Origin of the sequence: Mesorhizobium sp. M6A.T.Ce.TU.002.03.1.1, assembly GCF_003997275.1 — a bacterium.
GTDB lineage: Bacteria > Pseudomonadota > Alphaproteobacteria > Rhizobiales > Rhizobiaceae > Mesorhizobium > Mesorhizobium mediterraneum.
Genome location: NZ_RZTI01000025.1, coordinates 1 through 13,301 on the forward strand (window position 1 = coordinate 1; position 13,301 = coordinate 13,301).

Below are 13,301 nucleotides of genomic sequence, written 5' to 3' on the forward strand. Positions count from 1 at the left end.
GAACGGGCCGAGCTACAGTTTTCTGCCCGCCGGCCTCGATATCGAGGCCCGGGCCATGGCACCCGCAGGATGGCGGTGGCTATCGAAGCTGTGGGTAGTGTTCCTGATGACGCTTACGGCTGTTACGGATAGATATGGCTGGACGATCGGCAGTTTCGATCCGAAGATCTACAAACGCGACGTGGCCAGCAATTCGGATTTCCGGAAGTTCGACGACGGCTTGAAGATGACCATCGACGTTGACGCGGATGTGATGCAACGGATCGAGAACCGGCTGAAACAGGCGGAAGAGGCGGGCATCTGCAACTATGGCCTGCACCGCCAGAAATCGGCCTTGATGACATGCCTCGTCGCATCGCCGCTGCAGCGCGATCACGTTCATTTCATCGATGGCGCCGCCGGCGGCTATGCGATTGCTGCCGCAAGCCTGAAGGCGAAGGTGCCGGTCTGATGACGGCTTGCGGAAACCGATTTTCCGCAATATGCCTCGGCAATGGTTCTTGGGACCATGGTGCGCCTCGCCATGGGCGCGGACAGCCTGTCCGAATTGACGGGAAGCAGATTTTTGGACGCCTCACGATCGACATATGACCGTCTTCTGAACCGGATTTCGACGCGTGCCGCGCAAGTCGGCGTGATCGGACTGGGCTATGTCGGGTTGCCGCTGGCGGTTGCGATCGCACGCGCCGGCTTCCCGGTTTCCGGCTTCGACGTCGAAGCCCAGAAGGTCGAGAGCCTGAACAACGGCCAGTCCTATATTGAGGCGGTGACGTCCACAGCCCTTGCCAGCGAGGTGGCGATCGGACGGTTCCGCGCCACTACGGATTTTGCCGAACTGGCCGTCTGCGATGTCATCATCATCTGCGTTCCGACACCGCTGACGAAACACCGAGAGCCGGACCTCTCCTTTGTCAGAAACACGGCAGGCACCATCGCGAAGCATTTACGTCTCGGCCAGCTGATCGTGCTGGAATCGACCACCTATCCTGGCACCACCGACGACGTGATCAAGCCCATACTGGAAAAGACCGGCTTGCAGTCGAAGATAGACTTCTTCCTCGGCTTCTCGCCCGAGCGCGAGGATCCCGGCAACCGCAGCTTTGAAGTCGCGACGATCCCCAAGGTCGTGGCAGGTGACGGCATTGAAGCGGCGACGCTCGTGCAGGCTTTCTACCAGGGCGTGGTCAAGACCGTCGTTCCGGTTTCCACCACGGCGACCGCCGAGGCGGTCAAGCTGACGGAAAACATCTTCCGATCGGTCAACATAGCCCTCGTCAACGAGTTGAAGGTCGTGCTCGGTGCGATGGGCATCGACATCTGGGAGGTGATCGAGGCGGCAAAGACCAAGCCCTTCGGCTACATGCCTTTCTATCCTGGCCCTGGACTTGGCGGGCACTGCGTTCCGATCGATCCCTTCTACCTGACGTGGAAGGCGCGCGAATACGAACTGCCGACCCGCTTCATCGAGCTGGCGGCAGAGATCAACACGGCTATGCCGCGTCATGTGGTCGATGAACTGGCGAAGGCGCTGGACCGGCGCCACGGCAAGGCGCTCAGCCGCTCGCGCATTCTCATCATCGGGCTCGCCTATAAGAAGAATGTGCCCGACATCCGCGAAAGCCCCTCATTGCGGCTCATTGAACTCATCGAGGAATGGGGCGGCAAGGCGGAATTCCACGATCCGCATGTTACCGAAATCCCGACCACACGGGAGCATATGGCGATCAAGGGGCGTCGCTCGGTCGACTTGACCGAGGTGGCCTTGAAGGATTTCGACGCTGTCGTCGTTGCAACCGACCACGACGCGATCGACTATCAGGCGATCGCTGATCACGCTCCTCTGATCATCGACACACGCAATGTTTTTGGCCGTCTCGGGCTAGCCCGAGAGACGGTGGTGAAGGCCTGATGGCGTCCGAGCCGGCGAATTTTTTGCCCGCTGTCAGGATCGTGATTGCATCCCGCCGGCAGCCTCGCCACATGAGGCCCAAGAGTTCGGAGATAGCATGAGCACAGCGCAAGCAGAAATTTCTGCCATTCTCATGGATAAGGTTGCCGATTGGCTGACCCAGTCGGCGCTGGCGGGCGACGACCTGGAAACATTGGTAAAGGGCTTTTGTGAACGGCTGGCTGCTGCCGGCCTGCCTTTGAAGCGGGTGCATTTGAGCTTTTCGATGCTTCATCCGCTTTATGACGCGCTTGGCTTCACCTGGCTCCGCGGCCAGGGCCTGGAAGTGGAAGGCTTCCGCAAGGAGGACGGCGTTCATTCTGACAGATTCCTGACCAGCCCATACTATCATCTGCTCAGCAACAAGCTCGACCATCTGCGGCGCCGGCTCGACCCGTCAGTGTCGTCGGAATTTCCTGTTTTCGATGACCTCAGGCTTATGGGCGTCACCGATTACATGGCTTTCGTGCATCCCTTCAGCGGCAATACCAGTCAGGGCATGCTGGGGTCTTGGTCCACCGACAGTGCTGCAGGCTTCAGCGACAGCATGATTTCGGCGCTGCTGCGCATCCAGAACCATCTCGCCATCGCAACCAAGATGGCGGTGCTCACCAAGCTCGCCGACAACATGATGACCACTTATCTCGGCGGCGACGCCGGCAGGCGCGTGCTGGACGGCCAGATCAAGCGCGGCGAGGGCGATACCATCCGGGCCGCACTGGTCATGGCCGATATGCGCGGGTCGTCAAGGCTTGCCGAAACCTCCGGCCGCGAAATCTATATCGATACGCTGAACCAGTTTTTCGACGCCGTTGCCGCACCTTTCAATCGCAGCGGCGGGCAGATCATGAGTTTCATAGGTGATGGCTTCATTGCCGTCTACCCTTGCGAAAGGCATCGCTCGCAGTCCGAGATCGCTTGCCAGGCTGCTCTTGCGGCAGCGCACAAGGCCAGCGCGCGCATAATGGATCTCAATCTGCGCAGAAAGGAGCAGGGGTTAGGCGACATAAAGTTTGGTATCGGCCTGCATGTCGGCAATGTGATGTTCGGCAACGTCGGGCTTACAGACCGGCTCACATTCTCTGTCTTCGGCTCGGCTGTAAACGAGGTCCAGCGCCTCCAGACCCTGACCAAGAAACATCCGCACAGCGTTCTCGCCAGCAAAGACTTCGCCAGCTATTGCGGCGCCAACAGCTGGCTGACGCTCGGCAAGGAGGAACTGGCGGGCATCAAGCAGAAGCTGACGGTGCTTTCACCCGATTTGTCGGGTGCTCTCGCGCTCGATGAAGACGGTGCGCTGGAGCCGATTTACGACCGAATATCGGACGCCGAGCAGGTCATGCTGCTTCATCGCGATGCCGCGCGGCTGTCGGCGGCCGACCCGAGGAAGCTCCAGTAACCGCCACGATCTGATCCGAACGCCTTGGTATGCAGTCCGGTCGCCGGTTCCGCCAGGGAACTGGCGACCGTTTCGAATCCAAGTTGCTCTAGGCTGGCAATACGCTAGTCTCGCTTTTTGGGCCTGCCGCCTGGCAGGCCGCCAGAGTGGGGCTGGTGTGAGAATGAATTCGGGTGTTGATCTGCTGCGGATCGAGGATGTTGGCATCTCTTTTGCCATTATCGGGGGACCCTTGCATGCCGTCAGGCGTGCAAATCTTCGCGTCCTGCCCGGCAAGGTTACCGCGCTTGTGGGCGAGTCCGGTTCCGGAAAATCGGTTCTCAGCCAGGCAGTGATGGGCATTTTGCCGAACACAGCCCATGTTCGCGGCCGTATCCTGTTTTCCGATCCTGAAAAGCCCGGCACGACGCAGGATATCCTGCAGATGCCGCGTGACGGACCCGAAATCCGGGCGTTGAGAGGCAGCCGCATCGGCAAGATCTTTCAGGAGCCGATGACATCACTGTCGCCGCTGCACACGATCGGCAATCAGGTCAGCGAATCCCTGCAGATTCATACGCCCATGGCTCGGGTGGAGCGCAAGGCGCGGACCGAGAAAATGCTCGGCCTTGTCGGCTTTCCCAACCCCAAGCGCGCCTATGACATGTATCCCTTTGAACTTTCGGGAGGATTGCGTCAACGCGCCATGATCGCCATGGCGCTTATCTGCCGGCCCGCCCTGTTGATCGCCGACGAGCCGACGACGGCGTTGGACGTCACCATCCAGGCGCAAATCCTGCAATTGCTGCGCGAGCTTCAGACGAAGCTGAACATGGCGATGCTGCTGATCACGCACGACCTTGGCGTGGTCGCCAATGTCGCCGATGAGGTGGTAGTCATGTACCAGGGCGAGATCATGGAAGCGGGACCTGTGGAGGCGATATTCCGCCGGCCAGGCCACCCTTACCTGAAGGGCCTGATGGCAGCCGTTCCGCATTTCGACCTGAAGCCTGGCGAAAGGCTAAAGGCGCTCCGCGAGGTGCCGGTGAATGTCGGGAACCTGCTCGGCAAGCAGACGGCGCCGGCATCGAAGGGGCCGGACGACATCCTGCTGTCGGTCAGGGATCTGACAAAGACCTTCACCATCCGCAAGTCCGGATGGTTCGGCGAAGATCATCAAGCCTCTGTTCGCGCCGTGGACGGCGTGAGCTTCGATATCAGGCGGGGTGAGTGCCTGGGTCTTGTCGGCGAAAGCGGCTGCGGCAAAACCACCGTCAGCAAGATCCTCATGCGGGCTGTCACCCCTAGCGGCGGCTCTGTGATCTTCAACGGCCGCGATGGTCCGATCGACGTCTTGGAAGCCGAGGGAGACGCCCTGCGCATGCTGCGCGCGAAAATCCAGATGGTCTTCCAGGATCCGGTTTCGTCGCTTTCACCTCGCATGACGGTGGAGAACATCTTGAGCGAGCCGCTGGAAATCCATCAACGTGGCAATGCCGCGTCCCGACTCGCCACGGTCAAGAGCCTGATGCAGGCAATCGGGCTCGATCCGCGCTTCATCAAGCGTTATCCGCACAGTTTCTCCGGCGGGCAGCGTCAGCGTATCGGCATCGCGCGCGCGTTGGCGCTGGGGCCTGAACTCCTGATCTGCGACGAGCCGGTTTCGGCACTCGATGTCTCTGTCCAGGCGCAAATCCTGAACCTTCTGAAGGACCTGCAGACGGAACTGGGCCTGACCTACCTGTTCATATCCCATAACCTGGCGGTGGTGGACTACATGGCAGACCGCATCGCGGTGATGTGCGGCGGGCGTATCGTCGAGCTCGCGCCGCGCGAAATTCTGCTTAGGAAACCGGTCCACCCCTACACGCGCTCACTAGTAGCTGCAGTACCTTTCCCCGATCTCGACAGGCCGATGGATTTCAAGACGCTGCAGCTCGGCGGCGCTTCCGACACCAGCGCATGGGGACCGCAATTCCGCGACGAAGGCGACGAGGGTATGCTGTCGCCGCTCGACCTTGGCGGCGGCCACCTCGTGCTGGCCCGGCGTACGGCCGATGTCAGCGAGTTACGCCATTGATCAGCCGGCGCACCGTCCTTGGACTCATGGCTTCGGCATTTCTGCCGGGCACGTCGCGCGCCGGCGATCTGGAGCCGGAATTTCTTCAGCCGCGGCTGAAGGCCAGGGCGCTGCCGGCACTCGCCGAACGCTTGCCCAAGAGCCCGCGCGCGTTGAACCTCGCCGCGATGGGCCGGCAGCCCGGCCAGTATGGCGGCACGCTGCGCACGATCATCGGCAGCCAGAAAGATATCCGGATGATGACGATCTACGGATATGCTCGCCTGGTCGGCTATGACGAAAAGCTTAACTTGCAACCCGACATTCTCGAAAGTTTCGACGTAGCGGATGATCGCGTCTTCACTTTCAAGATTCGGGAAGGGCATAAATGGTCTGACGGTAGCCTGCTGACGCCGGAGGATTTTCGCTATTGCTGGGAAGATGTCTGGCTGAATGATGAGCTTTCGCAGGGCGGGCTTGCCCCGACCCTGCTGGCGGACGGCAGGCCGCCACGCTTCGAGATCGTCGATCCGTTGACGGTCCGCTATAGTTGGAATGCGCCCAATCCCGACTTCCTGCCCAAGCTCGCTGCTGCTTCGCCGCTATCGCTTGTTCTGCCGGCCGCCTATCTCAAGCAGTTCCACAAGAAATACCAGGATCCATTCCGGCTCGCCGGCCTGATGAAGGAGAACCGGGCCAAGAAATGGACGCTCCTGCATATCCGCATGTCGCGGCAGTATCGCCCGGAGAACCCGGAACTGCCGACGCTCGATCCCTGGCAGAACCGGACCAAACCGCCGGCCGAGCAATTCGTCTTCGAGCGCAACCCGTTCTTTCATCGAATGGACGAGAATGGCCGGCAACTGCCCTATGTTGACCGGATCGTCATGAATGTCAGCTCGTCGGCGATCATCTCGGCCAAGACCGGTGCGGGCGAGAGCGACCTGCAATGCATGGGAATTGACTTCAGCGATTACTCCTTCCTGAAGGACGCGGAGAAGCGCTACCCGGTGAAGATGCATCTCTGGAAACGCACACAGGGTTCGCGGCTGGCGCTGCTGCCCAATCTGAATTGTTCCGACCAGGTGTGGCGTGGCCTTTTTCGTGACGTGCGCGTGCGCCGTGCCCTTTCGCTCGCTGTGGACAGGCGCGAGATCAATATGGCTGTGTTCTACGGATTGGCACAGGAAAGTGCCGATACGGTCCTGCCGGAGAGCCCGCTCTACCGGCCGGAATTCGCGAAAGCCTGGGTCGCCCATGATCCAGACCAGGCCAACGCCCTGCTCGACGAGGTCGGGCTTCAGACGCGTGACGATGACGGCCTGCGGATACTTCCCGATGGACGCCCTGCGCAGATCATAGTGGAAACGGCCGGCGAAAGCACGCTGGAAACCGACGCGCTCGAACTCATCACCGATCACTGGCGCAAGATCGGCATCGCCCTGTTCATCCGGACTTCGCAGCGCGATATCTTCCGCAGCCGCGCGCTTGGCGGCCAGGTCATGATGTCGATGTGGTCGGGCATCGACAATGGCGTGCCGACCGCCGACATGAACCCGTACCAGCTGGCCCCCACCATCGACGACCAGCTGCAATGGCCGCTCTGGGGTGCCCACTACTTGTCTCATGGCAAGGTCGGTGAGGCGCCCGATCTTCCGCCTGTGGTCGAGTTGATGGCTTTACTCAAGCGCTGGAACGCATCTACCGAAGCCACGGAGCGCGCCGAAATCTGGAACTCGATGCTGTCGATCTACACCGATCAGGTGTTTTCCATCGGCACCGTGAACGGAACGCATCAGCCGGTTCTGGCGTCCTCGCGGCTGCGCAATCTGCCTGAGAAGGCTCTCTACGGCTACGACCCGACCGCCTATTTCGGTGTCTACATGCCGGATACATTCTGGCTTGGAGACTCCTGAGCGTGCTTCGATATCTTGTCTGGCGCATTGCCGTGATGGTTCCAACGCTGCTGGTCATATCGGCACTGGTGTTCACGATCATCGAACTTCCACCAGGCGACTATTTCGACAGCTATGTTGCCGAGCTTCGGGCTCAGGGCGAAGCGGTGGATTCCGACCGCATCGAGATGATGCGCGAGGAATATGGTTTCGACCAGCCACCGCTCATTCGCTACTTCTACTGGGTCGGCGGGATGCTACACGGCGATTTCGGCTATTCCTTCGAATATGAGCTGCCGGTTCGCGATGTCGTCGGGGACCGAATGTGGCTCACGGTGCTGGTTTCCTTCGTCACGATCATCTTCACCTGGCTCATCGCCTTTCCGATCGGCATGTACTCCGCCACGCATCAATACAGCTGGGGCGACTACGGCCTGACTTTCTTCGGCCTTCTCGGCCTTGCGATTCCGAACTTCATGCTGGCGCTGATCCTGATGTATTTCGCCAACATCTGGTTCGGCACATCCATCGGCCATCTCATGGACCAGCAATATCTCGGCGAGCCGATGAGCTGGGCCAAGGCGAAGTCGATCCTCGCCCATCTCTGGATTCCGGTGTTGATCATCGGCACCGGAGGCACGGCAAGCATGATCCGGCGGCTGCGCGCCAATCTTCTCGACGAGCTACACAAGCAATATGTCGTGACCGCGCGCGCCAAAGGACTTCATCCGTTCAAGGCGCTGGTCAAATATCCGCTGCGCATGGCGCTCAATTTCTTCATTTCCGACATCGGCTCTATCCTGCCGGCCATCATCTCCGGCGCCGAAATCACCGCGATAGTGCTGTCTTTGGAAACGACCGGGCCGATGCTGATCAAGGCGCTGCAAAGCCAGGACATGTATCTGGCAGGGTCGTTCCTCATGTTCCTCGCCTTCCTGACGGTCATCGGTGTCCTGATTTCCGACCTAGCGCTGGCGCTGCTTGATCCACGAATTCGTTTGCAGGGCGGCAGCACCAAATGAACACGCATTCGCCCCTGCCCGCTCCGGGTGCTCCACTGCAGCACTATGTTTCCACCGCGCCCTTTGACCTGCAGTCGGTCGAGGCGATGACTCCGGAGCAGTCGAAAGTCTTTCAGGCGTCGCAGTTGCGGCTGATGTGGTGGAAATTCCGGAAGCACCGGCTTGCCGTCATATCAGGCATATTCCTGGCGGCGCTTTATTTCGGGATACTGATCTGCGAGTTCCTGGCGCCCTACAATCTGCACACGCGCAACATGGACTACATCTATTCGCCGCCGCAGCGGGTGCACCTGTTCCACGACGGCCAGTTCGTCGGTCCGTTCGTCTATGGCCGCCAGATGACGCTGGATATGGACACGCTCAAGCGGAACTACATCGAGAAAAAGGATGATGTTCAGCGGATCCGTTTCTTCTGCAAGGGCGACAGTTATCAGTTCTGGGGCTTGATCGAAGGTGACAGGCATTTTGTCTGCCCTGCCGAAAACGGCCAGCTCTTTCTAGCCGGCACTGACAGGCTGGGGCGCGATGTGCTCTCGCGCATGATCTATGGCGCACGCATTTCACTGACAATCGGCCTCGTCGGCATCAGTTTCAGCTTCCTGCTCGGCATTGTCATCGGCGGACTGGCCGGCTATCACGGCGGTATCTTCGACCTGATCGTTCAACGGATAATCGAAGTTCTGCAATCGATCCCCAGCATTCCGCTGTGGCTGGCTCTGGCGGCGATCATGCCGATAACCTGGAGTCCGATCCTGATCTATTTCGGCATCACCGTCATCCTCGGGCTGCTCGACTGGACCGGACTGGCGCGGGCCGTGCGTTCAAAGCTTCTAGCCTTGCGCGAGGAGGATTATGTTCTGGCCGCGCAATTGATGGGCGCCAGAAGCAGCCGCATCATCGGGCGGCATCTCATTCCCGGCTTCATGTCGCATCTGATCGCGACGGCGACGATCTCCATCCCCGGCATGATCCTGGGCGAGACGGCGCTGAGCTTCCTCGGGCTCGGCCTGAGGGCCCCGATAACCAGCTGGGGCATCCTGCTCACCGAGGCGCGCAGCGTCAGCGTCATCGCTTTCTATCCATGGCTGCTTTTGCCGATGCTCCCCGTCATTCTCGTCATCATGGCGTTCAACTTCCTCGGCGACGGCTTGCGGGACGCCGCAGACCCCTACAAGTGAGATCGCTGTTCCGCCGCGCGGCCCTGCCGCCGACTCCACCCGGTATGACGCTTGTCGGCGGCCGGTTGGCTTATTGCAGGGTTTGTCGTTCGCCTCTATATGCGGCAAGCCTCGATCGGGGCTGCTGGTTCAGGACATAAATCGCATATGAGTCGCCTTGATAATTTCATCAGCAGGATGACCGCACAGCGCGACATTCTCAATCAAATCTGCCCCGAGGTGGCGAAGATGGAGGGGCTTGTGCTCGAGCTCGGCCTCGGCAATGGCCGGACGTTCCACCATCTGCGCGAGCGCCTGCCCGGGCGCCGGATCGTGGTGTTCGACCGCGAAGTTGGCGCACACGCCAGCTCAATTCCCGAAGCTGAAAACCTCGTGCTCGGCGAAATACGCGAGACGGCCCGCAAGTTCATTGGCATCGACGCCGCTCTTGTTCATGCCGACATCGGCACCGGCTATGACGATCGCGATGCAGTGACCGCTACCTGGCTTCCCGATCTGATTGCGCGCCTGCTTCGCGTCGGCGGCTTCGCGGTCAGTGGCACGCCGCTCGATCACCCGCTGCTGCAACGCCTCCCGCCGCCGACTTCGGAGCCCGCCGATCGTTATTTCCTCTGCAGGCGCGTCTGAGGGGCCGAGACGACCCAAATCTTCAGGGGCCAAATCTTCAGGGGCCAAGTCTTCAGGGGCCAAGTCTTCAGGGGATCGTATAGACTGCTATCTCCCGCTCAATGCCGCGCAGCGAGACCTCGTGGGGCACGGGCGTCAGCGCGTTCCTGTGCAACAGATCGGCGGTGAGATTGTCGTCGACCACCGCACGAGTGGCGAAGATCGCCTGTGCGTTGGCAAGGTTCTGAACCCGTGAAGCAATGTTGACCGTCTGGCCGAAATAGTCCTGTCGCTCGTTCATGGACACGGCGATGCAGGGGCCGGCATGGACTCCGATCTTGAGCAGCAGATCCTCGCGCCCGCTCTTGTCGTTGAGCTCACGCATGGCATCGCGCATCCTGAGGGCCGCGGCAATCGCACGATCAGGCGTCGCGAAGGTCGCCATCACCGCATCACCGATCGTCTTCACCACCGCGCCTGCCTCCGCCGCGACGATCTCATGCAGAACCTGGAAATGCTCGCGCACGAGATCGAAGGCTGAAAGATCGCCCACCCGCTCGTAAAGCTCGGTCGATCCGCGCAGGTCGGTGAACAGGAAGGTCAGGCTGGTGATTTTCAGGCGCTGGTTGATGTCGAGCGTATCCGTGCGATAGAGATCGCGAAAAGTCTGGTTGGTGAGCAGGCGCTTGGCGGTCAGGAAGGGCCGGCGTTTGCCCAGGAAATCATGCAATTCCTGGCCGGCGATGAAGACCGTCGGCAGCACGCGGGCATCGGTCCTGTTCTCCAGCGAAATTCGCAACGGGCCGGGTTGCATCTCCAGCGTCTGGTTCTGGACATGGTCGCGGTCGAACACCAAAGAGAGGCTTCGGCGCTCTTTTGTTGGTTCGCCCTTCCCGTCGATGAACTGCACTGAATGGGTGACCGGCTCGAAGACGATGACGAATTCAGACGGAAGCTGTATGGGCAGAACCGCCTTTTCACCAGGGGCAAGCTCGATATCCTCCAGCGAGAATGCTTCCATCTTCTTCGCGAAATCCTCTTCCGGCAGATCGACGCCGGACGCCCAGTAGATCTGGCGAAAATATTCCATCAACGGCAATTCGTGTGGATTGTGAGCGGCAATCCTGCGCACGCGGGGGCTGACGGTGAATGTCACCTCGACCATCTCGTCGAGGGTCGGCGAATAGCCCTCGGAGCATAGCGCGCAGGTGTATTCGTCCTTCTGCAAGGTTTTCAGCGTGGCGTTGGTGTCGAGCACGCCGCCACAGCCGGGGCATAGAACATTCCAGGAAATGTCGAAGATGCCCACCCGTGCCGCATGGAGAAAGGCGCTTATGGCGCGCTCCTCGTCGAGGCCATGCTTGCTGGCGAAGGCTGGCACATTGATGCGACAAAGCTCGCGGTCGTTGCCCTCCTCGATGGTTCGCTTGATCGCGTCGATTGCCAGTAGATCGACATCGGTCGATTGCCGCAGAAGCGAGAACAGATCCTGAGCTTCGTTCATCGTGCAGGCTCCGGGAAATGCACCCTAGAGGCGTGTTGGCCGGACCGGTTTTCGGTCCGAGCGCTCCATCTTACTTCGAAACGGACCGTACGGCCATTCGAATGGATAAGCCGGTGACAGCTCAATTTCCATTCGGGCGGATTTTCACCGGCCGCAAGCGGCACTATGATGGGTCCATGAGGCATTCATCTTTGGGACTTTCTCCCATGCCGACATCCGACAACCCGCCATTTCCCGCGGCTCTGCGCCTTTTCTCGGTGGTGGTCATCATCGTCCTGATCGTAGGCGCCGGCCTGTTTTTTGCGCCTGTGCTGGTCAAGCCGCGCTGGCCTTGGGCCGTCACGCCGTTCAATGCCCGCTTCCTCGGCGGCTTCTACACCGCCGAAATGGTCATGATGGTGGCGTTGCTGGTCTGGAACCGTTGGTCGCCCGGCAGGCTCGTGCTCGTCATGGCCTTCATCTTCACCGTCATCGTGTCGGTGGCTTCGTTCATCAATCTCGGCTATTTCAACTTCGAGCGCAAAGCGCCCTGGCTCTGGTTTTTGGTCTATCTTGCTTCGGTCGCGGTATCCGGGCTGTTCCTGTGGCGGACCAGGGCCCGTCCTTCTGCAAAAGGCGTGATCTTAAACCCCGCATGGCGCGGCTACATGCCGGTGGAATCGGCGATCCTTGGGCTCTATGGAGTCGGCCTGTTGCTGTTTCCCCTGACATTCAGCGGCTTCTGGCCATGGCCGATCGATGCCTTCCACGCTCAGGTCTACAGCGCTATCTTCCTCGCCGGTGCGGGCGGTGTGTATCTCGTCTGGAGAAGCGCGCCGCGCGAGGAACTGCTGGTGCTCGGCTTGGCGCAGTTTCTGGTTGGCCTGCTTGCCATCCTTGGCCTCGTCATCACCGACGCTGCGGTGCACCGGATCGACTGGACGGCGACCGGGACATTGCGCTGGCTCGCCCTTTTCGGCTGGATCGGCATCAGCGGCGTCTTCAAACTCTACGCCGCCTCCCGGTTTTTAGCTCGCAATCGGCATAGGTTGCGGAGACGGCTGGATTTTTAGGTGACGTCCGGTGCATCGTGCCGGGCCGATTGCTTTGCCGGGAGCGCCATGACCAGCACGACCTCGCCATCTTCCGAGAAAATCCAGCCGCAGCTCCGGTCCGTCCGGCTAAGCGATGCGGAGGCGCTTTGCGCTATCTTCAACATGCCGGGCTTCCGCTGGGGCACGCTCAGGATGCCCTTCGAGATGGTGGAGCAGGTGGAGCGGCGCATCGCCAAGTCCGGCCAGGAAACCACCTGGATCGTTGCGGAGTTGGACGGCAAGGTCGTCGGCCATGGCAGCCTAGTCGTGCAGGGTTCGCCGCGCCGTTCGCATATCGGCGAAATCAATATCGGCCTTGACGATGCCTTTGTCGGCAAGGGCATCGGCTCTGCCATACTTGGCGCGCTGCTTGACGTGGCCGACAACTGGCGCGCCCTGAAGCGGGTCGAATTGACGGTCTATGCCGACAACGAACCGGCCGTCCGTCTCTACACAAGCCACGGCTTCGAGGTCGAAGGCCGGCATGTGAAGGCCGGTTTTACCGACGGGCAGTACCACGACCTGCTGAGCATGGCCCGGCTGCGGTTCTGAGATCCGCTGCTTGGCCTTAACTGTTTGGCCAATCTAACAATTCGTGCCGGCGAACAGGTGATTGCTCATGGAGAGCTCCGTAGGAT

At 60.3% G+C, this 13,301-nt stretch carries 11 protein-coding genes; 10 read left to right on the plus strand and 1 reads right to left on the minus strand.

Annotated elements, in window-relative coordinates:
* The 8 genes from EOC93_RS10655 to EOC93_RS10690 all read left to right on the plus strand — a co-directional run.
* Window positions 1–451 (plus strand): DUF3095 family protein (locus tag EOC93_RS10655; RefSeq protein ID WP_127204584.1); only part of this gene is annotated, 451 nt, incomplete at its 5' end.
* Window positions 452–565: 114 nt separating this feature from the next.
* Window positions 566–1,909: a nucleotide sugar dehydrogenase gene (locus EOC93_RS10660; RefSeq protein ID WP_127204585.1), complete on the plus strand. Its 1,344-nt coding sequence runs from the start codon at window positions 566–568 to the stop codon at window positions 1,907–1,909.
* A 97-nt stretch (window positions 1,910–2,006) separates the two neighbouring features.
* Window positions 2,007–3,347 (plus strand): adenylate/guanylate cyclase domain-containing protein, encoded by a 1,341-nt coding sequence (locus EOC93_RS10665; protein WP_095483620.1) that lies wholly within the window; start codon window positions 2,007–2,009, stop codon window positions 3,345–3,347.
* A 163-nt stretch (window positions 3,348–3,510) separates the two neighbouring features.
* Entirely contained in the window at window positions 3,511–5,406 is a 1,896-nt protein-coding gene (locus EOC93_RS10670; RefSeq protein WP_095483619.1) for an ABC transporter ATP-binding protein, read from the plus strand.
* Window positions 5,403–7,301 (plus strand): ABC transporter substrate-binding protein, encoded by a 1,899-nt coding sequence (locus EOC93_RS10675; RefSeq protein WP_095483618.1) that lies wholly within the window; start codon window positions 5,403–5,405, stop codon window positions 7,299–7,301. Before EOC93_RS10670 ends, EOC93_RS10675 begins: the two co-directional genes overlap by 4 nt.
* Before the next feature lie 2 nt (window positions 7,302–7,303).
* Window positions 7,304–8,302 (plus strand): ABC transporter permease, encoded by a 999-nt coding sequence (locus EOC93_RS10680; RefSeq protein WP_095483617.1) that lies wholly within the window; start codon window positions 7,304–7,306, stop codon window positions 8,300–8,302.
* Window positions 8,299–9,480 carry an ABC transporter permease gene (locus EOC93_RS10685; RefSeq protein ID WP_095483616.1) on the plus strand — a complete coding sequence of 394 codons (1,182 nt, stop codon included), beginning with the start codon at window positions 8,299–8,301 and terminating at the stop codon, window positions 9,478–9,480. The genes EOC93_RS10680 and EOC93_RS10685 overlap by 4 nt, the downstream gene beginning before the upstream one ends.
* Before the next feature lie 147 nt (window positions 9,481–9,627).
* On the plus strand, window positions 9,628–10,107 hold the full coding sequence (locus EOC93_RS10690) for a class I SAM-dependent methyltransferase (RefSeq protein ID WP_095483615.1): 480 nt from the start codon (window positions 9,628–9,630) through the stop codon (window positions 10,105–10,107).
* 67 nt (window positions 10,108–10,174) lie between these two features.
* Here EOC93_RS10690 and EOC93_RS10695 read toward each other — a convergent pair whose 3' ends face one another.
* On the minus strand, window positions 10,175–11,590 hold the full coding sequence (locus EOC93_RS10695) for an adenylate/guanylate cyclase domain-containing protein (protein ID WP_095483614.1): 1,416 nt from the start codon (window positions 11,588–11,590) through the stop codon (window positions 10,175–10,177).
* A 206-nt stretch (window positions 11,591–11,796) separates the two neighbouring features.
* On the opposite strand from EOC93_RS10695, the gene EOC93_RS10700 reads away from it, so the two are divergent.
* Both EOC93_RS10700 and EOC93_RS10705 read left to right on the plus strand, forming a co-directional pair.
* Complete coding sequence (locus tag EOC93_RS10700; RefSeq protein ID WP_095483613.1) at window positions 11,797–12,642, plus strand: hypothetical protein; 846 nt, start codon at window positions 11,797–11,799, stop codon at window positions 12,640–12,642.
* A gap of 48 nt (window positions 12,643–12,690) precedes the next feature.
* Window positions 12,691–13,215: a GNAT family N-acetyltransferase gene (locus tag EOC93_RS10705; protein ID WP_095483612.1), complete on the plus strand. Its 525-nt coding sequence runs from the start codon at window positions 12,691–12,693 to the stop codon at window positions 13,213–13,215.
* Window positions 13,216–13,301 lie beyond the last annotated feature (86 nt).

Bases quoted from the DNA above. Each gene is read 5' to 3' on its own strand.
- EOC93_RS10685 (WP_095483616.1), top strand. From the start codon at position 8,299: ATGAACACGCATTCGCCCCTGCCCGCTCCGGGTGCTCCACTGCAGCAC.
- EOC93_RS10665 (WP_095483620.1), top strand. From the start codon at position 2,007: ATGAGCACAGCGCAAGCAGAAATTTCTGCCATTCTCATGGATAAGGTT.
- EOC93_RS10690 (WP_095483615.1), top strand. From the start codon at position 9,628: ATGAGTCGCCTTGATAATTTCATCAGCAGGATGACCGCACAGCGCGAC.
- EOC93_RS10695 (WP_095483614.1), bottom strand. From the start codon at position 11,590: ATGAACGAAGCTCAGGATCTGTTCTCGCTTCTGCGGCAATCGACCGAT.
- EOC93_RS10705 (WP_095483612.1), top strand. From the start codon at position 12,691: ATGACCAGCACGACCTCGCCATCTTCCGAGAAAATCCAGCCGCAGCTC.
- EOC93_RS10670 (WP_095483619.1), top strand. From the start codon at position 3,511: ATGAATTCGGGTGTTGATCTGCTGCGGATCGAGGATGTTGGCATCTCT.
- EOC93_RS10700 (WP_095483613.1), top strand. From the start codon at position 11,797: ATGCCGACATCCGACAACCCGCCATTTCCCGCGGCTCTGCGCCTTTTC.